The following is a 23,924-nucleotide window of genomic DNA, read 5'->3' on the forward strand; positions in this document are numbered from 1 at the left end:
TTAACTCTAAGTTATTGTTATGATTTAATTAACTGCCATTGAGCAATAATAGTTTCTATAAAAATCTGATTATTAATCGGATGATCAGCTAAAGGTTTTAAAGTTTCCCAATGCTGCATGAGCTTCCATAATTGCCCGCTAGAACAACTACTTAACCATACTTGTAAGGGATGGTTAGATTGCTCCCCTAAGCCATAAGTTACTTTTAATTGCTGCTGTAAGATTATATAAAGCCAATTTAATAGCTCGTGACGCGAGTATTTTTGCCATGTCTGAGCAAAGGCTATCAGGCTCCCCTGTCTCATCAGCACTTGAGCCAGTTGTGTCATAAAGGCTTGCTGTTGAGTAACCTGCTCTCCTTGGTCTAAAGTGACAGCATACAAGGGACGACCTAAGGCTTGGCTTAATAGCACTTCAGGTTCATGCTGAAGTGTTTGAGTCTTTAGCCATATTATCGCTTGCTCAGTACTGGGTAAGGCTAAACGTAATTGTTGGCAACGACTGCGAATAGTAGGCAATAGCCGACCGGGCTGATAGCTCAATAGTAGCAAATGAGTATTAGGCGTCGGCTCCTCTAGCATTTTAAGCAGGCTATTAGCCGCATTAGTATTTAAGTACTCGGCGGGGCTAATGACAGCCACTCGCACAGGGCTATAGCTAATACTTAAAGTTAGAAAATGCCCTAGCTCTCTAACACTATCCACACTAATTGTTGTTTTATCTTCAGCAGGTTTAATCCAGAGTTGATCGGGGTGTGCACCTGCTTGATAAACCTCACAACTACGACAGTGACCACAAGCAAACCCTTCATGAGTGGGGTTGAGGCATAGTAAGCTATGTCTCAGTGCCTCAATAAAAGCCTCATGACCACAGCCATCTTCTCCACTAAACAATAACGCATGAGGTAAGCGTTCGGCTAATTTAGCGTGTTGTACTAATTGCCATGTACTTTCATGCCAAGGGTAAATCACCGCCCTACCTCAGCCATAAACTCATCTAAATAGTGCAACATTTGCGCGGTCACCTGTTCGAGTGAATGTTCGGCCTGAACAATACGATATTGTTGTGGGTATTGTTGTGCGCGTGCTAAGTACCCTGCTCTGATACGCTCAAAAAAAGCTAAGTGCTCTTGCTCAAAACGATCCGCTGCCCCGCGCTTTTTGGCTCGCCCCATCCCTATATCCACAGCCAAATCAAATAATAAGGTATGATCAGGACGTAATACGCCTTGCACCCATGTTTCAAGCTTAGCAATACGGTCTTGATTTAAGCCGCGCCCAAAGCCTTGATAAGCATAAGTAGCATCGGTGAAGCGATCGCATAATACCCACTGCCCTTGATTTAAAGCGGGTAAAATAGTGCGTTGAATATGTTCATTACGAGCAGCAAACATGAGTAAGAGTTCAGTATCGGGGTGCATAGCGGGTAGTTCTGGATTAAGTAATACCGCACGGATACTCTCCCCTACTACGGTTCCCCCCGGCTCTCGTGTCATAATCACTGCAATCCCTTGTTGGCGCAGATACTCCGCCGCTATAGGTAACTGAGTGCTTTTCCCCCCTCCTTCGCCGCCCTCAAAGGTAATGAATAATCCACGTTTCATTCTTGCACCTGTAACTCAAGAACCTCTGCATTAGCATTAGGCTGAGTGGTCGTGTCTGTGGTGGTATTAGCAGTAGGGGGCGCGGAAGATTCGCGTTTTGACTGGCTACGAATTTCTTTTAAATAACTCGCTACCGCTCTTTGATGTTCTGCATAGGTTTTGGAGAAATTATGCCCACCATTGCCTGTCGCCACAAAATAAAGCGCATCCGTTTGCGCAGGATGCATCACGGCATCAATCGCTGCTTTGCTAGGTGTAGCAATCGGTGTAGGTGGCAAGCCTTTGCGGGTATAACTATTGTAAGGAGTATCACGTTGCAAATCGGCTTTACGCAAATTGCCAGCATATTGATCACCTAGACCATAAATGACGGTAGGATCGGTTTGCAGCAGCATACCTTTAGCTAGGCGATTTAAAAATAGCCCTGCAATCAAAGGACGCTCTTCAGGTACTCCAGTTTCTTTTTCTACCACTGAAGCGAGAATTAAGGCTTCGTAAGGGGTGTTAATATGGGTATTAGGTTGGCGTTTATCCCATGCCTGCATGAGATACTCATACATGGTGTTATAGCTACGCTGTAAAAACTCTTTGTCAGTCATATTGCGCGGAAAGTGATAGGTATCGGGATAGAACCAACCTTCGGGATGAGGGTATTGTGTTTGACCTAATAAGGGCATGAGATTGGCATAATCAGCATCAGTGAGTGTCTGCTGTAGATCTGGGTGGGTTTTGATAGTACGCACAATATCTTTAAAGGTCTTACCCTCAATAATCGATAGTTGATACTGCACGGTTTGACCCGAAATAAAACGCTTGAACACATCATCAATCGTCATGCCCGGAGTCAGTTCATACTCCCCTGCTTTGATTTTACTCGCATACTCTTCATGCCGTGCATGAGCTTGAACTAGCCACTCGGAGGTATCCAAAGCACTCGGGGGTAATAAATTAGCCTGACGCAAATCTTGCGCAACCCGTTTGACACTACTGCCCTGCTTCACAGTGAAATGAGTAGTTTGTGTGATGGGTAATGGGGTATCTAAAAATTGCTGATAGTGCCAATAAGCGTAGCCAGCACCTAAAAGTGCCAACAGTAAAACCACACTAAATCCGGTCAATAATGCTTTTTTCATAAACAGTAAGGTTGTAATTGCTGTTGTAAGGTTTGAATACTATCGGCTATGACATAGTGTTGCTGTCTAAATTCCCTAACCGGCCATAAACCAATGACCGAGTTAGTCATAAACACACTGTGAGCATTGAGCACGTCCTGTACTCGTAAGTTTTGAATTCGTACATCCATCCTGCTCTGCTGAGCTAGTTTTAGTACTTGCGCTCGCATAATGCCTGCAATTCCACAAGCTTCTATTGGAGGGGTTATCAGTACTTGGTGTTGAGTATAGATAAAAAGATTACTCATAGTACCCTCAATCACATGATGATGATGATCCATGACCAATCCTTCCTGCCAGTGAGCCTCACATTCAGCGCGTGCCAATACCTGCTCTAAACGATTCAGATGTTTAAAACCTGCTAGATAAGACTGATAAGCAAGGCGTATCCCTGTCACTAAGCCTAATACAATGCCCTGACTCGCATACTCTGGGGGGTAACGGGGGGCTGGACTGAGTTGTATAATAGTGCGTGGTTCATTTAAACCCACAGGATTATAACCGCGTTGCCCACTACCGCGAGTGACGATGACTTTGAGCACACCGCGCTCAGTAGCGCTACAGGCTTCTAATAGTTGTTGTTTTAATAAAGTTAAATCCAACCCTTTTAGTCTTAACGCTTCTAAGCCCCATTGCAAGCGAGCTAAATGCTCCTCTAATAGCAAAGGGTTTCCTGCTTTAACTGCAATCGTTTCCCATACTCCATCCCCATAGGCTAGCCCTCGATCATCGACGGGGATACTAAGCATGATAATCCCCTAAGGCACGTAATAAGCCACGCGCCTTATGACGAGTTTCTTTTAATTCATTCTGAGGTACTGAATCCATCACAATCCCTGCTCCGGTTCTAAATACGAGATGCTGATTTTTAAGCGTTAGAGTACGAATGAGAATATTAACATCCATTGAGCCATCATGATTAATATAGCCCATAGACCCCGTATAAGCACCGCGTCCGGTTTGCTCTAATTCAGCAATAATCTCCATACAGCGTACTTTTGGGCATCCAGTAATAGTTCCCCCCGGAAATACCGCCTGTAGTACCTGAGAAGGGGTAATCTGTGCAGCTAATTCGCCGCGAATATTAGAAACAATATGATGTACATGTTGATAGCTCTCAATCACCATCATTTCATCCACTTTAATCGAGCCATAGCGACAAATACGCCCCATATCATTACGCTCTAGATCAATTAACATGACATGCTCGGCACGTTCTTTAGGGTGATTAATCAATTCTTGTAATAGGCGTAAATCCTCGGCTTCATTTTTACCGCGTGAACGTGTCCCTGCAATAGGGCGAGTCTCTACAACACCTGCACGTACCCGTACTAAGCGTTCAGGTGAGGAACTGATAATACTAAAATCACCAAAATCAGCGAGTCCAGCAAAGGGGGCGGGGTTTGCTTGGCGTAATTGTTGATAGAGAACACTAGCACTTAAATCCGTATAGCCTTGCCAAGCGCGTGATAAGTTCACTTGAAACACATCACCTGCTGCAATGTACTCTTTAGCCTGCTCTACCCCCTGTATGAATCGTTCGGGTGCATCTTCTTGCATTAACACGCTTTGTAATGCGGTTTGCTCGGCTACTAGCCCCACAACTTGATTAGAGAGCATCTGCTTTAGTTCATTAAATTCCTCAGCAAAATCCGGCTCGGCTATAACATGCGTTTTATGTAGCTGATGGTCAACTATCACAGCCACAGGAATTCGCACTGCACAAGCAAGCGGTAAGGTTTGTACATCGGGAGTTAGACGCAATACTGGCTCAATACTTTGCGCCATTTCATAACCCAGATAGACGAACCAGCCTCCTTTAAACGGCAACTCATAAAGATCAGGTATTGAGTTATTTAGCTTTGGTTGTGCGGCTGTTTGTTGCCACTGGTTTTGTAACTCAGTTAAAAACTGTGCATCACCGATGACATGACTGGCTAAGCGTTGTTGGGGATAAGCAAACAAAATACTAAAACGCGCATTAGCACCTTTAGCAACGCTCTCTAGTAAGAAGGGATAGAGTGTGGAGTTGTGTTGATGCAGGGCAAGTAATGAATACTCGCCCGCTAAGACGTAATGCAGCACTAGCCGATGTGCCCCATTAGATACACTTGAAAATTAAAGTACCATTAGTACCACCAAAGCCAAAGGAGTTGCTCATAGCAATATCTACCTTGGTTTCGCGTGCTACATTCGGCACGTAGTCGAGATCACATTCTGGATCGGGATTTTCTAAATTAATAGTAGGCGGCAACACTTGATCACGCAAAGCTAGCACGCTGAATACTGCTTCCACGCCTCCGGCTGCACCTAATAAATGCCCTGTCATAGATTTAGTAGAGCTAACCGCAACCTTATAAGCATGATTGCCTAAAGCAGCTTTCACCGCCTGCGTTTCGGCTTTATCACCTGCTGGAGTCGATGTGCCGTGTGCATTAACATAACCAACTTGGTCTGCATTAATACCTGCATCACGTAACGCATTACGCATACAACGCGCAGCACCCTCACCACTTTCTGAGGGAGAGGTCATATGATAGGCATCACTGCTCATACCATAGCCAATTAACTCACAGTAAATGCGTGCACCGCGTGCTTTAGCGTGCTCATATTCTTCTAACATCAGAATACCCGCACCATCCCCTAGTACGAAACCATCCCGATCTCGATCCCAAGGACGACTCGCTAATTCCGGCGCATCATTACGTATAGACAGCGCCCGCGCTGCGGCAAAGCCACCAATACCTAGGGGCGTAGAACCCATTTCAGCCCCACCCGCTAGCATGGCATCTACATCGCCATAAGCAATCATACGCGCTGCATCACCAATACTATGAGTAGCAGAAGCACACGCTGATACAATTGACATATTAGGGCCTTTTAAACCCAACATAATAGACAGATTGCCCGCTACCATATTAATAATGCTACTCGGCACAAAGAAAGGAGAAATCTTGCGTGAGCCACCATTTAAAAAAGCTTCATAGTTACGCTCGATGGTTTCCAAACCACCAATACCAGAGCCTACTAATACTCCAATACGCTCGGCATTCGCCTCAGTGACTTCTAAACCAGAGTCTTTAAAGGCATCTATACCCGCCCCGATACCATAATGAATAAAGGTATCCATTTTTTTCAGGTCTTTGGACTTAATATAATCCGTGGCATTAAAGCCCTTTACATTGCCAGCGATTTGTACCGAAAATGCGCTAGCATCAAATAAATCTGCACTAATACGGTTAATACCACTACGACCTGCTTTGATATTATCCCAAGCTGCTTCTAACTTAGAACCGACAGGGGATACAATACCCAGCCCCGTTACTACTACACGTCGTTTAGACAAACTAATCGCCCCTTAGCTAGGTCAATACGTAGTTGCAGCCCTAACAAGCTGCAACCCAATCACACAACTCTCAATTAAGCATCTTGTTGGTGTGCTTCAATATAATCAATAGCTGACTGTACCGTAGTAATTTTTTCAGCTTCTTCATCTGGAATCTCAATTCCAAACTCTTCTTCAAAGGCCATTACCAGCTCAACGGTATCCAGTGAATCCGCGCCTAAGTCTCCAGTGAAAGAAGAAGTTAATTGAACTTCATCCTCGTCCACACCTAACTGTTCAACCACGATAGATTTGACGCGCTCTGCAATACTCATAATCTTATGTTCCTCATTAAAAAACTTGTCCAGTACTTACTTGGGCGTATTCTAGTGAAAACCGTTTACACTCGCTAGCAAGAACAATAACAAAATTAGCACAATAATAACGTTTCTGTCACATATCCTAAGGTTTTAAACCATTAGCATACCGCCATTGATATGTAAGGTCTCACCTGTAATATACCCCCCAGCAGGGGAAGCTAAGAATAGCACAGCACTGGCAATTTCTTGAGCCTGTCCTAAGCGACCTAAAGGAATATTAGCCAACATGGCATTTCGTTGCGCTTCGTTTAATTCCCGTGTCATGTCGGTATCAATGAAACCAGGCGCTACCACATTAACTGTAATTCCCCGTGAGCCAATTTCGCGTGCTAATGATTTACTAAAACCGACTAGACCCGCTTTAGCAGCCGCATAATTAGCTTGTCCAGCATTACCCATAGTGCCTACGACCGAGGATATAGAGATAATACGACCTTTTTTAGCCTTCATCATGCCACGCATACACGCTTTACTCATGCGGAAAATAGAGGTCAGATTAGTGGCAATAATGTCATCCCACTCCTCATCCTTCATACGCATCAGTAAATTATCACGCGTGATACCTGCATTATTGACCAATATCGTTATTGTACCGTGAGCTTCGGTCACTGCTGCCATAAAAGCCTCAATCGAAGCAGCATCAGCAACATTTAATACGCGCCCTTCCCCTTGAATCCCCGCTTCGGTCAAGTAAGCCGTAATAGCTAAGGCTCCTGATTCACTCGTAGCCGTGCCAATAACTTTTGCACCGTATCGCCCTAATGTTTCTGCAATGGCTCGCCCTATACCGCGACTTGCACCCGTAACAATCGCCACTTCGCCCGTTAAATCAAATAAGTTCATACTGTTCCCTCACTTACTGCCTTTAATGCTGCTTCTAAGCTGGCATTATCATAAATCGCTAAAGCATTCAGTTTACGATCGATGCGGCGATTGAGGCTCGTTAATGTGCGCCCAGGTCCAAACTCTAATAATAAAGTAGTATTGTATTGATCACGCAAAGCTTCAATCGTTTGTGTCCAGCGTACTGGTTTATAAAGTTGCTCGGCTAATGCTGCGCGTACCCCAGCCGAGCTAGTACGGGGTTGCGCATCCACATTATGCAATACCGTAAATTCGGGGGCGTTTAATAAAGTTTGGCTTAATTCCTTGGCTAAAATAAAAGATGCTTCCTGCATTAAACTGCAATGCGAAGGTACACTAACCGGTAACTTTACGGATTTTTTTGCCCCTAGTTCGACTAAAGCAGCTAGCGCTTTGTCTACAGCGGCGGTTTGTCCAGCAATCACTACTTGTCCGGGCGAGTTAAAATTAACTGCTTCAACGATTTCACCTTGAGCACTAATGTCAGCACAAACTTGTATAATCTGAGCATCTTCAGCACCTAATACCGCAGCCATTGCACCTGCCCCAGCAGGAACAGCACTTTGCATTAAACGGGCACGCTCGGTGACTAGGTGTACAGCATGTACAAAATCCAGACAATTAGCAGCGACTAAAGCGGAATACTCTCCTAAACTATGACCTGCTCCCGCTTTAGGCTCTATGCCCCCTTGCTGTAGCCATACTCGCCAGACCGCTACCCCTGCGGCTAGCATTGCGGGTTGAGTAATAGTCGTTTTATTTAGCTCACTGTCAGGTCCTTCTTGAACTAAATGCCAGAGGTCATAGCCTAAGGAATCTGATGCTTGTTGGAAGGTTTCGGTTACAATGGGAAAACTATTAGCTAATTCCGCTAACATACCTACTGATTGAGAACCTTGACCGGAAAAGAGTGCTGCAATAGCCACTGTTAGCCTCCATAACCCTACAAAAGTTAGTAAATCGGGCTATCCTAATCGAAACCTAACGCTAAATCACGCGCTGGACGTAAAAAGAACTTGTTATCTTAGCAAGTCAAGCGATAATACGCGCATCTTTTAATTAGTAACTGAGTTATGGCACGAGAAGATTATATTGAAATGGAAGGGACTGTGGTTGACACCTTACCTAATACGACATTCCGCGTTGAGCTAGATAATGGGCATAATGTGATTGCTCATATTTCGGGGCGCATGCGTAAAAACTATATCCGCATATTAACGGGCGACCGCGTGACGGTACAATTAACCCCTTATGATTTAACTAAGGGACGCATTAGCTATCGTAGTAAGTAGGCTATTATTGTTATCCGCTTAGTAAATATTTGGTTTAGAAGGATTAGTGATAGGATACCCAAGCTCAATAGGTTGGGTATCCTATCAAACTAGATTAGACAGCCGCTTCTTCTGGTTGTTTATGCTGCATACTAATGTATTTTAAGCACAAACTATCTTTATCCTCACACACAAAGACTTCCGCCCGCCCACCATGAACTAAATCACCGAATAGTATTTGTTCCGCTAGCGGCTTTTTAATGTGCTCTTGAATGACACGCTCCATAGGTCTAGCGCCCATGAGACGATCATAGCCCTTCACCGCTAGCCATGCACGCGCATCCTCATTGACTATCAGTGTGACTTTCTTAGGCTCTAATTGAGCTTCCAATTTAATAATGAACTTATCTACTACTGATTTAATCACGGTTTCAGTTAATGGATTAAATTGGATAATACCATCTAGGCGATTACGAAACTCTGGACTAAACATACGTTTGACCGCTTCCATCGCATCGCTGGTGTGATCTTGATGCGCAAACCCTAAAGACTTACGACTAATGTTTTCCGCTCCTGCATTGCTGGTCATGACTAAGATCACATTGCGGAAATCCACTTTACGCCCATTGGTGTCGGTCAAGGTTCCGTGATCCATCACTTGCAGCAATAAGTTGAAAACATCAGGATGTGCTTTTTCGATCTCATCCAGTAACAATACCGCATGCGGATGTTTATTCACTGCATCGGTGAGCAAACCACCTTCATCATACCCTACATATCCGGGGGGCGCTCCAATCAAGCGCGATACGCTATGACGCTCCATATACTCCGACATATCAAAGCGTAAGAACTCAATACCTAAACGTTGAGCGAGTTGTTTAGTCACCTCGGTTTTACCTACACCCGTAGGTCCAGCAAATAAGAAGGAACCAATAGGACGAGTATCTTCACGTAACCCCGAACGTGCCATTTTTATCGCCGAAGTCAGTTGTACAATGGCGTCATCTTGACCAAAAATGACCATCCTAAGATCGCGGTCTAAATTACGCAATACATCCACATCTGAACTAGACACGGTTTTGGGTGGAATACGCGCAATCTTAGCAATGATTTCTTCAATATCATTAACTGAGATGGTTTTCTTACGATTAGCTGCTGGCTTTAAGCGTCGATTCGCACCTGCCTCATCGATCACATCAATGGCCTTATCTGGCAGATGGCGATCATTGATATATTTAGCCGATAACTCAGCGGCAGCACGCAACGCCGTTTGGGTATAGCGCACATCGTGATGTTCTTCAAAGCGTGTTTTTAAGCCTTTGAGAATTTCATAGGTTTCATCAACGGTCGGCTCAACTACATCAATCTTTTGGAAGCGTCGCGCTAAAGCCCGATCCTTTTCAAAAATGCTGCGGTACTCTTGATAGGTGGTGGAGCCGATACACTTCATCTCACCATTTGATAGCACGGGTTTAATTAAATTAGAGGCATCCATTGTGCCACCTGAGGTTGCACCGGCTCCAATAATGGTGTGTATCTCATCAATAAACAAAATAGCATTAGTTTCTTTTTTCAACTGATTGATGACCGCTTTCAGGCGCTTTTCAAAATCACCCCGATATTTAGTGCCTGCTAATAAAGAGCCTAGATCAAGCGAATAGATCACCGCATCGGCTAAAATTTCAGGTACTTCACCATCTACTATACGTTTAGCTAGACCTTCTGCGATGGCTGTTTTGCCTACTCCTGCCTCACCTACTAACAAGGGGTTATTTTTACGCCGACGACAGAGCACTTGTACAGTACGCTCAATTTCATTATCGCGCCCAATTAGAGGATCGATTTTGCCTTCTAGCGCTTGTTGATTGAGATTAGTAGCATATTTTTCTAGCGGCTTTTCGCCACCTTCTTCGCTATTAGCTTCAGCGGCAGGTGTATTGGATTCTTGATCATCCCGATCTTCATCCGAGTTATCGCCTTTGCGAATGCCATGAGCAATGTAATTTACTAGGTCTAGGCGCTCAACATTGTGCTGCTTCAGGAAAAATACTGCATGTGATTCGGGTTCACCAAAAATGGCTACAAGAATCATATCGCCAGTAACCTCACCTTTACGCGTGGATTGAGCACTGTAGACGGCACGATGAATCACACGTTGAAATCCAATGGTTGGTTGCACATCACGTTCTTGTCCCGCCGGAATCAATGGGGTGTTGTCATGGACAAATTGAGTAATTTCATTACGTAAAGTAGATATATCCACTTGGCAGGCACGTAATACATCCGCTGCGCTGGGGTTGTCCAACATAATTAACAATAAATGCTCAACCGTTACGAATTCGTGGCGCTTAGCGCGTGCGTCACGGAATAACGCATTGATGGAGTATTCGACTTCTGCACTTAACATAGATATTTACGCCTCTTCCATCGTACACAATAAGGGATGACTATTTTCCCGCGAGAACTGGTTCACTTGGGCTACTTTCGTTTCTGCTATTTCCCGAGTATAGACGCCACAAACCCCCTTACCTTTAGTATGAACTAATAACATGATGCGGGTTGCCGCTTCGTGATCGAGATGAAAAAAAGTTTGTAGAACCTCAATCACAAAGTCCATGGGGGTAAAATCATCATTTAACAGTATAACTTTAAACCGTGCTGGTTCTTTCACCTTCGGACGGGATTCTTGTACCACTACACCAGAATCATGATCTTGCTTTTGAGACATTCAACAAGCTCGCTGTGTTGTTTAACGGAGCAATCGTTATTGCTGATTTACTAATGCCCTAGAGCTTAGGGAATATGAATATGGTGGCGTATTTTTGGTTCTAAAGGAAGTTTCGCGTATTTTTGGTTGTTATTGTTTGATTTTCTGTTTTTATTTCTTTTATTATTTAACATAAATAAGATTATAAGAATATATATTTACTGTGATAATGGCATCTCATCTAGTTTGACTTACACATCTTGAGATCGAGGCACTAACATTAGAATCAAACCACCTAACACAAACAAAATCAGTAACACCAGCAATCCCATCCTTGATGAGCCTAATACCAACCCTGCCCACCCTACCAACATAGGACCAAAGATAGCGGCAAACTTCCCCAGCATATTGTAAAAACCAAAAAACTTGGCTGCCTGTTCTACTGGAATAAGCGTCGCAAAATAAGAACGACTTAGTGCCTGAATACCCCCTTGAAACAGCCCAACACTACAGGCTAACCAATAAAAGTGCGTTGCGGTCTGCATTTGGGTAGCACCCAACACTATTAGAACATACCCCAAAATCCCGATTAAAATCCCTGCTTTAGCATTATAACGTGTCCCAATCCAGCCAAAGAGTAAAGCAGCAGGAAAAGCGGTAAACTGGGTAATCAGAATAGCTTGAATCAAACTATCCGAGGGCAAACCCAAACTCTGACCATAATCCACCGCCATAATGACAATCGTATCCACACCGTCAATATAGAAAAAGTAAGCCAGCAAAAATAAGGCGACGGCTCGGTGTTGGCGAATCTTCTTAAAAACATCGATTAGATCCCGCCCTGCCTGAGCTAACAGACTTGGCAATGACTGTTGAGTACGAGCTACCGGACGCTCACGCACATACAGGAATAAGGGGATAGAAAAAATTGCCCACCATACGGCAGTTAAAGCGAAAGCAACTTTTACTCCAGTAGCTTTATCCGCCAAGCCAAACCACTCAGGATGTAAGGAGAGTAAGATACTTAATACTAAAAATAACCCGCCCCCCAAGTAACCAAGCCCATACCCTAAGGCCGATACACGATTAAAGGCAGGTTCCTCAGCCACATCAACTAATAGTGAGTCATAAAAAATATTGCCCCCAAAAAACCTATAAAGGCTAAGGCAAAAGCAAATAAGGCTAGCTGCCATTGATTCTCACCAATAAAGGCTAAGGAGAAGGTCGCCACCGCGCCCAATAACATAAAACTGGCTAATAAACCTTTTTTCTTACCACTGCGATCTGCGATAGCGCCTAAAAAGGGCGCTAATACTGTAATGATGAGACTAGCAATAGAATTGGTATTGCCCCAATGAAAAGTAATCTGCTCAGAAGGTAAGTCTTGCGCCCAATAATTGCGTAAGAAAACGGGAAATAATGCTACCACGACCGTCGTTACAAAGGCCGAGTTAGCCCAATCATAAAATGCCCAAGCCCAGCGCTCCCGCCACGAATGTGCTACTAATTGACTCATTATTATTCCATCTGCTGCGCTGAATAAATTGCATCATAGCCCTAACTTTTTCTAAGTGTCATGCTCTTTTTATGAAAGCTAAGTGAAAAATCGGAGGATCTACTCCCTACTCACCCCACCCTACTCTAGTCGTACCTCTGATTCTCTGGCAGGCTTAGCTCTTACTCTTTAACTGTAGGCTCACAATTATGCGCTCTCTCATTATTAGCAGTATCAGCCTTGCAACCCTCTTACTTAGTATGAGCACCTCGGCTCAAGTCTTGATCAGTGGTGAATTAACTGCGACCCAAGCCTGTGCTGCCACACCGTCTATTCGTCAACCCCATAACCCGGGGCAGATTAAATTAGTGATAGGTACGCACTACTCCGTTATAGCCAAAAACCGTGCCGATCAAGCCACCCACTACCTAGTCAACATAGAGGGTGCTAACCCCAAACAACGATGGGTAGCTATGGATTGTGGCGTATTAGCGATGACAGACCCTTTACCCGCATTAGGTGCTGCTCCCCTGATTCCCCCTGCTATAGATCCCGCTCCTACTAGCGCCCCTGCTTCAGAGGCTAAAAAAGTCTCTGGGCAATACGTTTTTGCCTTTAGCTGGCAACCCGCCTTTTGCGAAGGTGCTTCAGGTAAAAAAGAATGCAAAAGCCAAACAACCTCACGCTTTGATGCCACCCATTTTACTCTACACGGACTCTGGCCTGATCGTGCCTCCTATTGCAATGTACCCAAAGACCAACAAGCCAAAGATAAACAAGGCGATTGGGCAGCTCTGCCTAGTAGTACCGTATCCGCAGGGGTAAAAGCTCAACTTGATCAAGTCATGCCCGGTACACAGTCACTACTGGAACGCCATGAATGGATTAAGCACGGTACTTGTTATGGTACGAATGAAGAACAGTATTACGCAGACTCTATCAAAGTACTGTCTGATATTAATCAAAGCGCGGTACAAAGCTTATTTGCTAAAAACATCGGGCAAAATTTAACGAGTCAACAAATTCGTGCTGCTTTTGATCAAGCCTTCGGTAAAGGCGTTGGTGAGCGTGTCAAGATTGCCTGTAAAGACGATGGTAGTAGACGCTTAATCACTGAATTAACCTTAGGCTTGAAAGGCTCAATAGCCCAGCAAGACTTAAGTACTTTGGCATTAGCCTCACGTCCGGTAGAGGCAGGTTGCCCTAGCGGAATAGTAGACCCTGTTGGATTACAGTAGTGCTCATACCCTTAGCGGATGGCACTTATTTTTATAATGCTGCGGTGGGGATAATCATCTACCTATCCCACTGCTTTTAAAGGACACGGTATGTACCAAACCCTGATCTCTGTACCCGATTTAGTTGAAAACTTAGCTAATCCTAATTGGTTAGTCTTTGATTGTCGTTTTAGCCTAGCCGATACTGAGCTAGGGTTATTTATGTATGAGGGTAATCATATTCAAGGGGCTTATTATCTGCATTTAGATAATGACCTCTCCTCACCCATTACCCCCACTACTGGGCGTCATCCTATGCCCGATGCTGATCAATTGATTGCCAAATTACGCGCTTGTGGTCTGAATAATGACACTCAGGTCGTGGTCTATGATGATAACTTTGGAGCTATGGCAGCACGCGCTTGGTGGTTATTGCGCTGGTTAGGCCACGATCAAGTAGCTGTGCTAAATGGTGGTTTTGAGGCATGGCGTAAAGCTCAAGCGCCTATGACTAGCCACGAACCTGAACCACGCCAAGGTCATTTTACGGCTCATATGCAACCTGATTTTATTGTCGATGTGGATGATTTGATGCAGCCTAATCACCCTTGGCAATTAGTGGATGCACGCTCAGTTGAACGCTTCACAGGTGAAAAGGAATTAATCGACCCCATAGCAGGGCATATTCCGGGGTCATGGAATCGCCCCCTGACCGATAATGTCGAGGGTATTTATTTTAAAGCACCCGAAGTATTGCGAGCTGAGTGGGAAGCGCTATTAAAAGCCACACCCTTAGAGCAAATTGTGCATGTGTGTGGCTCTGGCGTGACCGCTTGCCATAATCAATTAGCGATGGAATATGTCGGTTTAACAGGCTCTAAACTCTATCCGGGGTCATGGAGTGAATGGATTCGTGATCCTAGTCGCCCTATTGCCCTAGGTAAGGATTAAACATTACGTAGGGGCAAACCTATGTGTTTGCACTCTTATGTACCCTCCTCTGTGCCACCTAACGGTGAGACACCTAGGTCTCCCCCTACATTGCATCTTGTCAATACCTAACGGGATGGCGACAATACACCCTTATTCATTGGAATGAGGGTTTGCTATGTCCTTACGCGATCAATTGCTCAAAAGTGGTCTTGCTAATCAAAAACAAGCCAAGAAAGCTGAAAAAGAAGTGAGTAAACAAAAATATCAAGAAGCTAAAGGCAATGCTCAAGCCGATGATGAGGTGAAACGCTTAGCCGAGCAAGCCCGCCTAGAACAAGCCGAGCGATCACGCGAACTCAACCGCCAACAGCGCGAACAAGCCGAAGCTAAAGCTATTCAGGCGCAAATTCGGCAATTAATTGAGATGAATAAAATCAGTACCGCAGGCGCTGAGATTGCTTACCAATTTGCCGATCATAATAAAGTCAAAAGCATCTACGTCACCCCTAAACTACAAGATCAGCTTATTCACGGCGTAATCGCTATCGTGCGCGAAGGTGAAAGCTATGCGCTTATTCCCAAACAAGTGGGTGACAAAATTGCTCAGCGTGACCCTTCTCATATTGTGCTGCTCAATACCAAAACCCCAAGCCCTATAGCCGAAGAAGAGGATCCTTATGCAGCCTATCAAGTACCGGATGATTTAATGTGGTAAAAGTTTTATTGCAATATGTGAGTACCGTAGTACTTGCCCTAGGTTTAGTAGGTTGTGATTGGTGGAACACTCCACCTAAACCCCAAACACCACCTGAGCCTAAGGTAGTCACTTGGGCTGATCTTCCGGGTTGGGAGCAAGATGCACATGAGCAAGCTTGGCCTGCCTTATTAAATAATTGCCAAGCCATGCTAAAGAAAAATGAATTAGCGTGGGTCACTATTTGCCAACAAGCGCAAGGCATGAGTCCCGACCGCGCCACTGCTAAAGCCTTTTTTGAACAGCATTTTCAGCCAGAGCAATTAGTCAGTACTGAAGGCAAAACCACTGGCTTTATGACGGGTTACTACGAACCTGTGTTGATGGCTAGCTATACGCCTGATGAGCGCTTTAAGTATCCGATTTATAAAACCCCCGCTGATCTACTCACCATTGATTTGGGTTCACTCTACCCCGAACTACAAAATAAACGAGTACGTGGACGCTTAGAGGGTAATCGCGTTATACCCTATTATGATCGTGCGGTGATTGAAGGAACGACTAAACCTTTAGCAGGCAATGAGATTCTTTGGACTGATAAGCAAGATGATGTGTTTTTTCTCCATATCCAAGGCTCAGGGCGAGCGCAACTACCCGATGGCTCTATTGTGGGTGTGGGTTATGACAATCAAAATGGTCACAAGTACTTACCTATTGGCAAAGTATTGATCGAGCGTAAGCTCATTGAGCGCGAACATACTAATATGTTCACTATTAGGGAGTGGCTCAACACTCATCCTGATCAGGCTGAAGAAATACTCAATCAAAATCCCAGCTATGTGTTTTTTAAACTGCGCACTAATGTCGAAGCAGGTCCTATAGGCTCTTTAAATGTGCCGCTGGTAGCCGAGCGCAGTATCGCTATTGATCCTAAAACTATTCCTTTAGGTTCCTTACTTTGGGTCGATAGTCACTACCCTGACAGTAAAACATTGCTCCAAAAGCTGGTCTTTGCTCAAGATACGGGGGGAGCTATTACGGGAGAATTACGCGCTGATTTCTTCTTTGGCACAGGTGTACAAGCGGAGCAATGGGCAGGAAGAATGAAGCAAAACACGCAATTTTACCGTTTAATCCCGCGCTAATTTAACTCTCCTCATAAAAATGACTACTTTTATTTCAATCAGTAGTCACTTCAGCAAACGTCATATTAAATATTAATCTATCAGCAATCACTGCTTTTATTAACTATTAACATTAAATATATAATAAATAAATTTATAATTATTTCATGTTTATTAGATAACGTGCTAGAATTCACCTATAAATTTTACTTATATAAATCTAAGAAAGTAGTCTGGCTAGTCATTTAGCTATTATCTTTAAGCTATTGATATACATAATAAAAAACATGTTCATTAATTTATCAAGGGTTATAAAGTTGTCAACACTATCATGCTTAAAAACAAAGCATAATTAACTACCTAGTATAATGTTAATTAAAAATAAAACGTACTTATAAAAATATAATAGGTAGCAGGAGTTCTAGATGTATTAACCCATACCCTTCCACACACTGATAGTTAGGCTATCACTATAGTGAATCCCAAATCATTCAATAATTAAAATACTAAATATTTGGAGTAATGGTTATGAAACTAAAAAAAAGCTGTATTGCTAGCCCTCCCCTATTTAAATATGGTGGATGGTACTTACAACTCTTACTCACCTTGACGTTACTGACGTTTTCTCAATTCGCTCAGGCAGCTCTCGTACCCAATGTCACCACACCTTGGGTACAAAGCACTTATAATGTTTCCGCTTCTAGCTCACGCTCACCTAACTTTTTGTGTACCTCACTGACCTGTCCGGTCGTGAATAACCCATCCAATGCGACCGACGCTAACTTAACTAACTATTCGAGTATTACCTTTCCCCTCATCAGTGTATTTGCCTATGCAGAACTAGGGGTCAAAGAAACGGGGACTACTTACCCTGCGGGCACATTTGCGGGCTTTCGCATTGAAAAGATTGGTGGACTACTCGATGCTGGCTTGTTTGATAATATGACGGTGACCACTTATTTAGGGGGTGCTCAACGCGAAAGTATTGGTGGTAGTTCCTTAATTGATGGTTCGTTATTAGGTTTAATTGGTGGTGGTAGTGCAGGTCAATTCAATGTTGGCTTTTGGACTACTCAATCATTTGACGAAGTACGTTTTAGATTAAGTCAACCCGTAGGCATTGGTCTAGGCGGTGAGACACGCGTTTACTCGGCTCTTTTGGAGCAAGCGGCAGCCGGCCCTACTCCCACTTGTAATAGTGATCAAGGCACTAGCTGGACTAAACCGACTTATCCAGTACGCGTCAGTGAAAGTAATACGGGTATTTCAGGGATTTGCGTAGGCTGTGAGGTGACAGGCGCATCTAATATTATCGATAGCAATGCTAGTAATTACGCCAATATTAATATTCTCGCCGGACTATTAGCCTCTGGTAGTGTATCAGTCGTTGATCCACTCGTAGGCTCCTATCCCGGAGGTACATTTGCGGGTTTCTCGGTTGAAGATACCGGAGGGTTAGGCGGTAGTTTACTCAATGCCTTTACGCTAACTACTTATTTAAACGGCGTACAACAAGAATCTGTAGGTAGTGGTAGTCTATTTGATTTACCCGTTTTTGTGGGTAAGCATGTGGTCGGCTTTAAAACGACTCAGCCTTTCAATGAGGTTAAACTGTCCGCAGGTTCACTAGCAGGGCTGAATACGAATGTACATATTTATGAAGCTATTTTAGCGCCTGATGGCTGCTTTACGCCTTATTTAAACAATAGCCCTATTATCACTAGCAACGGTGGCGGCAATACCGCTGCTATCAATGTTGCTGAAAATACCACAGCAGTTACGACTATCAGTGCTTCAGATGGTGATGGTGACCCATTAACTTATTCGATTTCTGGTGGAGCGGATGCTGCAAAATTCAGTATTAATGCCAGTACCGGAGTATTGACCTTTATCAGCGCCCCCGATTATGAAAATCCTACCGATAGCGGTGCTAATAATGTGTATGACGTGCAAGTCACGGTATCTGATGGCACGGCTAGCGATACACAAACCATAGCGGTGACTGTTACTAATGTGGCTGAGGGTAGCGCCATTACTTGCCCTGCTGGTTCTATCTCAACAGGCTCTGGTTATGCTACAGGGGGTACTGGTCTTTATAAGAAAGATATTTTCTGGTTGGATTGGTCTTGCGGTGCTGTCACGCAATTTAATGCAGGTGATACCATTACTAAGACATGGACAATACCAAATGGACTGGCTATCACTGGACAAATGAGTAATCTCACGGCTGCCGTACAAACTTATAATACAGGTGCTTGGAGTGGCGACCGCTTAGTAAGTATGTACTCAGGGGTTAATCCTATTGGCTTAACTAATGTTACTGCCAGTCAAGACCCACAATTCCAATTGACTTTTACTACTACACTAAATGGCGTAGCTTTACCTAATCAAATAGTGATCGCTGATGCTGAGGATCTGGATAATACTAATGAATCCTTAACAGTCACTACCGACGGTAATGCCTTTGAAGCATTAGAAAGCCAAGGTGCTGTTGATGTCGTATTCTCTAATGCAGGTAAAACTATTCAATTGAGTGACACTCTGTCACTAGGTAGCGGCACACTATTAGCTTTAACCCAAAATGTTAATAACCTATCCGTCAATATGTTAGCGGGTGGTAATGGCGCGGTTGCTTTTGGTGTCTTCGCTCCCTTTGATTATGGTGATGCCGTAACCACTACCAGCAATCCTAGCCATTATCTGCCTATCTCCGCTAGCGGTGGTGGAAAACCTATTATTGCTACCAATGGAACACTCTTAACTAAAACCACAGTAAGTGTGATGACTCCCACTTACTTAGGTACTAATAAACCAGACTCTGACCTCAGTACTATTGCCAACTCAACTGCAACGGGTGACGATACGACTGGCAGCGCTGATGAAGATGGAGTATTTACCAATAGTGGTCTTAGTACTAGCTTGCAAGGCACAACACTTAATCCAGAGCAAAACTTCTCTCTACATATTCCTGTTAAAGGCACAGGACAGCTTTATGCTTGGTTTGACTGGGATAATAACGGTGTATTCGGTAATCATCCCGATGAGTTAGTGATTGATAGTTTAAGCGGCACTAATCAAACCCTTACCGAAGGCATTTTAGTTCCTATGTATGCTCACATTGGCACTATTAATGCGCGTTTCAGATTTTCTAGTGACACTGCTATAGCCTCGCCCACTGATACCGCTACCGATGGTGAAGTCGAAGATTATCAAGTACAAATTGCTCAACCTGCTAGCTCCACTAATCCACCTAGTGCGGTTGCTCCAGCGACCTGTAGTGCAACCGGAACCAGTAGCAACTGGACAGCGGGCGGCGGTGGCTATCAAACCACTACTACACAAGGTTTAGTGATTACTGCTATAGGTACGGCTCCATCAGGTGCTAATTGGTCATTTACACCTAACGATGTCATGAATACCGTTGGTGATTTTGGTAATCCGGGTATTAATGGCACTCGCTCATTAGGGACTGTGTTCTACTGGGATACCACACCTGAAAGCGGACGCACTGCTAATGCTAGTACTGATGGTAAAACAGGTACTCTAACCTTCAATTTCAGCTCTTTGGTGCATGATCCTGTTATCTATATTGATCGCATGGGCGGCTATGGCGGTAAGAGTAATGCCACACCTAAATTATTAAGTAGCTCAGCGCGTATCACGCCTAATGCGGCTAATGCCGGTATTACCTTTACCAAAGTAGGCGGGGGTAGTCACTTTGAAGTGACTGCTAATAGTATCCAACGCACACCTAACGAAGCGATGGTTTGGGGCGAAAGTACCGGAGAAGCAGGCGCTGATAGTACTCGTCAAATGGCAATGGGTGGAGTACAAATCCTCGGCTCTTATAATAGCCTAAGCTTTGATTTAGTCGGTACAGGCGTTGAAGGGGCGGGTGGTGACGGTATGGAGTTTGTCATCTGTGCGGATGCTAGCTCCAATGCAGCTCCTGTTATTACCAGCAATGGGGGAGGTAGTACCGCTGCACTTACTCTATCTGAAGGTAGTACCGCTGTGACGACAGTCACTGCCACTGACGCGAATGCTGGTGATACCCTCACCTATAGCATTACAGGTGGAGCGGATGCTGCACAATTTAGCATTAACGCGACTACCGGTGTACTCACCTTTAATAGTGCTCCTAGCTATAGCAGCCCAACCGATGCCAATAGCGATAATGTCTATGAAGTACAAGTGACCGTTAACGATGGTAATGGTGGTACTGATACTCAAGCACTAGCAGTAACTATCACTCAGACCAATAGCAAGGTACTAGAATATACCATTCGCCGTGGTGTGGATGGTCGCTATCATGTGTATATGCGTCCTACTAGCACTCCCACTAATAACCTTAACTTGACCGGTCAAATCACTCTCACCGTACCTACTGGTAGTGGTGCGAATCGTTTCTTAATCAATGATCTGCAATCCACTGTAGGTAGTGTAACGTGGGCATTGAATTCACGCGTAGATGCACCTACCGAAAATACCGCACAGGATTATCTATCCTTTACCTTTACCCCCTTAGGTAATGGTAACTTTAACTGGCAAGCCGGTCTTGAGATTGAAGTCTTTAACTTCATTAATCCTAATACTTGTACAGGTCTAGTGGATGTGATGGATGATACTGATCCCTTCAATATTCCCACCAACTCGGCTGGAAGTGTACCTGCTAACCAATTCACTAATACCGGTTGGGGCGCAACCACTGATAATAATTACCTTGGCAACTACGGTAGTCCAGTGGATTGCTCTACTGCTAATAATCCTCCCGTGATTACTAGCGATGGAGGTGGTGCAACGGCTGCTCTCAGTGTTGCGGATGGTGCGACTACAGCTACGGCGGTTAGTGCTACTGATGCGGATAATCACACGCTTACTTATAGTATTAGCGGTGGAGCCGATGCTGCTAAATTCACGATTAATCCTACGACTGGCTTACTAAGCTTTGTCAATCCTGCTAATTACGGTTCTAACTTCTTATTAGATCCACCCGAAGATAGTGATGGTAATAATATTTATGAAGTGACTGTGACCGTAGACGATGGTCATGGCGGTACTGATACTCAAGCGATTAGCATTACTGTGACTAGCAGTCCCTTGTTAGGTTTACAGTTGCAAGTGCGGGTATTATTACAAGGTGCTTACAATAGCTCGACCGGACTAATGAATAATACCTTAGCTCAACTAGGCTTATTACCTACCGTACAACCTTATACCGGTTTAGTAGGCTCCTTAGGTCTAGAAACGGTTACTTCTGGTGTATTAAATCTGCTCGGTAATGATGCGCCTGTTGATTGGGTATTATTAGAAATACGCTCCGCTTCTAATCCTGCAACGGTCTTACTCAGTATTCCTAGCATTCTGCAACGGGATGGTGATGTGATTAATCCGGCTACTGGTAGCAGCTTGTTGAGTGTGACTGGATTAGTATTAGGTAGTTATCATGTCTCTATCCGGCATCGTAACCACTTAGGCATTATCACCTCTACCCCTGTATCACTACTGTCAGGTAGTAGCAACTTAGTGGACTTCTCAGTAGGTTCAGTAGGGGTGGGTAGTAGTACACGTCTGACCACTGGCACGGGTAAAACCTTGCTCTGGGCAGGTGACGCCACAACGGACGATAGAGCGATTGCTAACGGTCCTGATAATGACGTAAGTCCAATACTCAGCGACGTGTTATTAGTACCTGCTAATACCACTTTAAATGCTAACTATATTAAGTCAGGTTACGCCAAAACTGATTTGAATATGGATGGTAAAACTATCTTCGCGGGTCCTAATAATGACATCAACCTATTAGCAGGCAATGTATTAATTCATCCTACTAATAACACTTCGGACAGTTTACGCGGCGATAGCACCATAATTACATAGGTCTGCGAAGGCTGGGCTGGATTTTATGGCGCTGAAGTCGAGTTTTAAGTGGCGAGAAAAGCGTTCGAGCAGATGGGCATTGAAGTGGCGGATCTTCCCACTGGCAACGGAGAGGACACTGCGCCCGTTGCCCCCGGCATCCCAGTTCTGCTGGCGATCTTCCAGCCGGAGCAGGTTAAGTGCCGTCAGTGAGGTATTGAAGTGGAAATCCAGCTTTTCTTTGCGGGTCGTTTGGCAGTCACACAGCCCGGTGTGTTGCTTGGCATCCCGGAACAAAAATTCTATCTGGAAACGCGCTTGGTAGTAACGCAGGATGTCTAATGCAGGGCAATCCGTGTCGGTACTGAACAGCAGTGCGCTAGCGGTCTTGCCGTTTGCTTCGCGCACCAGATAGACGATGCGCACTATCTGTTTGAACGTCGGGCTGTTAACAGTAGCGGTGTAAACACGCTGCCCGTCCAGCTCTCCGACCCGTTCAAAACGTGATAAGTCGTCAAAACTGACTTTGCCGCTGTACTGGCGGTGACGACCCTTGGGTTTTTGTGCGCCCGTGTACAGCCACCGTAAGTCGGCGTCCTGACGTAACTTGCTGATCAAATGCAAGTTGAGTTCCCTGATGCCACTGACAAACTTAGTTTTGGCATAAAAGCTATCCGCGACGAGATAACGGATGCCACACCCCAGCAGGACTGTGATGGCGTGTTGAAGCTGTCCAAGGTAGCTATCCATCCGCGTGGGGAGCGGCGCACCAACGAAGGGTGGGTGTTTCACCTTGGTTTTGTCTTTGGTGTTGGCGGGTTGGCTTTGACCCTTGCGGGTTGAGCGCGGCAACGTAGGCGTTTGGCGGGCGGATAAGGTGTAGTACCGTGTTGTGGGTCACGTCCACCAGCGCTAACAAGGATAATTCTTGTCCGCGTTGCGCCTGCCCCTGTGAGCCGTTCCAAAACCAGTCTAAGTATAACTCTTGCGCCCGCTTTTAGGCACGAAACTGGCATCAATAGCCGCAATACGTTCCCCCTTGCCATGCAGGACATCCTGTAAGATCAGCAGGTTGAACGCTAGAAAATCAAAGGAACGTGAAAACCAGCGTGAAAAAGTCTTTTCATGGCAGTCACTGTAACGTCCAAGGTTGCGGAAGTTGACACGGCTGGGCAGGTACATCAGCGCATTGAACAAGGTCAGCAAAAACTGGCGCTGCGGTTTCGCCACACTGGACATTTGGCTCAGAATCGTTTCTATTGTGGACATGGAAGCTTCTG

At 44.7% G+C, this 23,924-nt stretch carries 21 protein-coding genes; 6 read left to right on the forward strand and 15 right to left on the reverse strand.

Going from position 1 to position 23,924, the window contains the following annotated elements; translation table 11 throughout:
- Nucleotides 1–17 precede the first annotated feature (17 nt).
- From holB to fabD, 9 genes are all read right to left on the reverse strand, one after another.
- Complete coding sequence (holB, locus tag IPL34_RS14575) at nucleotides 18–971, reverse strand: DNA polymerase III subunit delta' (protein ID WP_296842178.1); 954 nt, start codon at nucleotides 969–971, stop codon at nucleotides 18–20.
- Nucleotides 968–1,603: a dTMP kinase gene (gene tmk / locus IPL34_RS14580; RefSeq protein ID WP_296842179.1), complete on the reverse strand. Its 636-nt coding sequence runs from the start codon at nucleotides 1,601–1,603 to the stop codon at nucleotides 968–970. The genes holB and tmk overlap by 4 nt, the downstream gene beginning before the upstream one ends.
- Nucleotides 1,600–2,736 carry an endolytic transglycosylase MltG gene (gene mltG / locus IPL34_RS14585; protein ID WP_296842180.1) on the reverse strand — a complete coding sequence of 379 codons (1,137 nt, stop codon included), beginning with the start codon at nucleotides 2,734–2,736 and terminating at the stop codon, nucleotides 1,600–1,602. The genes tmk and mltG overlap by 4 nt, the downstream gene beginning before the upstream one ends.
- The gene (pabC, locus tag IPL34_RS14590; RefSeq protein ID WP_296842181.1) at nucleotides 2,733–3,524 is read right to left on the reverse strand and encodes an aminodeoxychorismate lyase; all 792 of its coding nucleotides are present in this window, start codon (nucleotides 3,522–3,524) and stop codon (nucleotides 2,733–2,735) included. The genes mltG and pabC overlap by 4 nt, the downstream gene beginning before the upstream one ends.
- Nucleotides 3,517–4,860, reverse strand: coding sequence for an aminodeoxychorismate synthase component I (locus IPL34_RS14595; RefSeq protein ID WP_296842182.1), 1,344 nt, complete (start codon nucleotides 4,858–4,860; stop codon nucleotides 3,517–3,519). Before IPL34_RS14595 ends, pabC begins: the two co-directional genes overlap by 8 nt.
- Before the next feature lie 16 nt (nucleotides 4,861–4,876).
- A complete protein-coding gene (gene fabF, locus IPL34_RS14600; protein WP_296842183.1) occupies nucleotides 4,877–6,121 on the reverse strand; it encodes a beta-ketoacyl-ACP synthase II in 1,245 nt (414 codons plus the stop codon).
- A 74-nt stretch (nucleotides 6,122–6,195) separates the two neighbouring features.
- Nucleotides 6,196–6,438 (reverse strand): acyl carrier protein, encoded by a 243-nt coding sequence (gene acpP / locus IPL34_RS14605; protein WP_296843073.1) that lies wholly within the window; start codon nucleotides 6,436–6,438, stop codon nucleotides 6,196–6,198.
- Nucleotides 6,439–6,570: 132 nt separating this feature from the next.
- On the reverse strand, nucleotides 6,571–7,323 hold the full coding sequence (fabG, locus tag IPL34_RS14610) for a 3-oxoacyl-ACP reductase FabG (RefSeq protein WP_296842184.1): 753 nt from the start codon (nucleotides 7,321–7,323) through the stop codon (nucleotides 6,571–6,573).
- Nucleotides 7,320–8,270, reverse strand: a complete 951-nt coding sequence (fabD, locus tag IPL34_RS14615) for an ACP S-malonyltransferase (RefSeq protein WP_296842185.1) — start codon at nucleotides 8,268–8,270, stop codon at nucleotides 7,320–7,322. Before fabD ends, fabG begins: the two co-directional genes overlap by 4 nt.
- Nucleotides 8,271–8,417: 147 nt before the next feature.
- Between fabD and infA the strand changes: the two genes are divergently transcribed.
- A complete protein-coding gene (gene infA, locus IPL34_RS14620) occupies nucleotides 8,418–8,636 on the forward strand; it encodes a translation initiation factor IF-1 (protein WP_296842186.1) in 219 nt (72 codons plus the stop codon).
- Between the two features lie 94 nt (nucleotides 8,637–8,730).
- Here the strand turns inward: infA and clpA are convergent, their stop codons facing one another.
- From clpA to IPL34_RS14640, 4 genes are all read right to left on the reverse strand, one after another.
- Entirely contained in the window at nucleotides 8,731–11,022 is a 2,292-nt protein-coding gene (clpA, locus tag IPL34_RS14625) for an ATP-dependent Clp protease ATP-binding subunit ClpA (protein ID WP_296842187.1), read from the reverse strand.
- 6 nt (nucleotides 11,023–11,028) lie between these two features.
- Nucleotides 11,029–11,343, reverse strand: coding sequence for an ATP-dependent Clp protease adapter ClpS (gene clpS / locus IPL34_RS14630; RefSeq protein WP_296842188.1), 315 nt, complete (start codon nucleotides 11,341–11,343; stop codon nucleotides 11,029–11,031).
- Between the two features lie 230 nt (nucleotides 11,344–11,573).
- Complete coding sequence (locus IPL34_RS14635) at nucleotides 11,574–12,431, reverse strand: MFS transporter (RefSeq protein WP_296842189.1); 858 nt, start codon at nucleotides 12,429–12,431, stop codon at nucleotides 11,574–11,576.
- 5 nt (nucleotides 12,432–12,436) lie between these two features.
- Nucleotides 12,437–12,838: an MFS transporter gene (locus IPL34_RS14640; protein WP_296842190.1), complete on the reverse strand. Its 402-nt coding sequence runs from the start codon at nucleotides 12,836–12,838 to the stop codon at nucleotides 12,437–12,439.
- 188 nt (nucleotides 12,839–13,026) lie between these two features.
- On the opposite strand from IPL34_RS14640, the gene IPL34_RS14645 reads away from it, so the two are divergent.
- The 5 genes from IPL34_RS14645 to IPL34_RS14665 all read left to right on the forward strand — a co-directional run bounded on the left by IPL34_RS14645 (nucleotide 13,027) and on the right by IPL34_RS14665 (nucleotide 22,665).
- Entirely contained in the window at nucleotides 13,027–14,055 is a 1,029-nt protein-coding gene (locus IPL34_RS14645; RefSeq protein ID WP_296842191.1) for a hypothetical protein, read from the forward strand.
- Between the two features lie 90 nt (nucleotides 14,056–14,145).
- The gene (locus IPL34_RS14650) at nucleotides 14,146–14,985 is read left to right on the forward strand and encodes a sulfurtransferase (RefSeq protein ID WP_296842192.1); all 840 of its coding nucleotides are present in this window, start codon (nucleotides 14,146–14,148) and stop codon (nucleotides 14,983–14,985) included.
- Between the two features lie 157 nt (nucleotides 14,986–15,142).
- Nucleotides 15,143–15,682, forward strand: coding sequence for a DUF2058 domain-containing protein (locus IPL34_RS14655; protein ID WP_296842193.1), 540 nt, complete (start codon nucleotides 15,143–15,145; stop codon nucleotides 15,680–15,682).
- Nucleotides 15,676–16,806, forward strand: a complete 1,131-nt coding sequence (locus tag IPL34_RS14660; protein WP_296842194.1) for an MltA domain-containing protein — start codon at nucleotides 15,676–15,678, stop codon at nucleotides 16,804–16,806. Before IPL34_RS14655 ends, IPL34_RS14660 begins: the two co-directional genes overlap by 7 nt.
- A 507-nt stretch (nucleotides 16,807–17,313) precedes the next feature.
- Nucleotides 17,314–22,665, forward strand: coding sequence for a CshA/CshB family fibrillar adhesin-related protein (locus IPL34_RS14665; RefSeq protein ID WP_296842195.1), 5,352 nt, complete (start codon nucleotides 17,314–17,316; stop codon nucleotides 22,663–22,665).
- Here the strand turns inward: IPL34_RS14665 and IPL34_RS14670 are convergent.
- Entirely contained in the window at nucleotides 22,636–23,436 is an 801-nt protein-coding gene (locus IPL34_RS14670) for a transposase (protein ID WP_296841410.1), read from the reverse strand. The genes IPL34_RS14665 and IPL34_RS14670 overlap by 30 nt on opposite strands.
- Nucleotides 23,437–23,616: 180 nt before the next feature.
- A complete protein-coding gene (locus IPL34_RS14675) occupies nucleotides 23,617–23,913 on the reverse strand; it encodes a hypothetical protein (RefSeq protein ID WP_296836435.1) in 297 nt (98 codons plus the stop codon).
- Between the last annotated feature and the right edge of the window lie 11 nt (nucleotides 23,914–23,924).

It is taken from the genome of Thiofilum sp. (genome assembly GCF_016711335.1).
Taxonomy (GTDB): domain Bacteria; phylum Pseudomonadota; class Gammaproteobacteria; order Thiotrichales; family Thiotrichaceae; genus Thiofilum.

What these genes read in the sequence shown, in the direction of transcription:
- tmk (WP_296842179.1), bottom strand. Translation starts at nt 1,603, where the DNA reads ATGAAACGTGGATTATTCATTACCTTTGAGGGCGGCGAAGGAGGGGGG.
- mltG (WP_296842180.1), bottom strand. Translation starts at nt 2,736, where the DNA reads ATGAAAAAAGCATTATTGACCGGATTTAGTGTGGTTTTACTGTTGGCA.
- pabC (WP_296842181.1), bottom strand. Translation starts at nt 3,524, where the DNA reads ATGCTTAGTATCCCCGTCGATGATCGAGGGCTAGCCTATGGGGATGGA.
- fabG (WP_296842184.1), bottom strand. Translation starts at nt 7,323, where the DNA reads ATGAACTTATTTGATTTAACGGGCGAAGTGGCGATTGTTACGGGTGCA.
- infA (WP_296842186.1), top strand. Translation starts at nt 8,418, where the DNA reads ATGGCACGAGAAGATTATATTGAAATGGAAGGGACTGTGGTTGACACC.
- clpA (WP_296842187.1), bottom strand. Translation starts at nt 11,022, where the DNA reads ATGTTAAGTGCAGAAGTCGAATACTCCATCAATGCGTTATTCCGTGAC.
- clpS (WP_296842188.1), bottom strand. Translation starts at nt 11,343, where the DNA reads ATGTCTCAAAAGCAAGATCATGATTCTGGTGTAGTGGTACAAGAATCC.
- IPL34_RS14640 (WP_296842190.1), bottom strand. Translation starts at nt 12,838, where the DNA reads ATGAGTCAATTAGTAGCACATTCGTGGCGGGAGCGCTGGGCTTGGGCA.
- IPL34_RS14645 (WP_296842191.1), top strand. Translation starts at nt 13,027, where the DNA reads ATGCGCTCTCTCATTATTAGCAGTATCAGCCTTGCAACCCTCTTACTT.
- IPL34_RS14650 (WP_296842192.1), top strand. Translation starts at nt 14,146, where the DNA reads ATGTACCAAACCCTGATCTCTGTACCCGATTTAGTTGAAAACTTAGCT.
- IPL34_RS14655 (WP_296842193.1), top strand. Translation starts at nt 15,143, where the DNA reads ATGTCCTTACGCGATCAATTGCTCAAAAGTGGTCTTGCTAATCAAAAA.
- IPL34_RS14665 (WP_296842195.1), top strand. Translation starts at nt 17,314, where the DNA reads ATGAAACTAAAAAAAAGCTGTATTGCTAGCCCTCCCCTATTTAAATAT.
- IPL34_RS14675 (WP_296836435.1), bottom strand. Translation starts at nt 23,913, where the DNA reads ATGTCCACAATAGAAACGATTCTGAGCCAAATGTCCAGTGTGGCGAAA.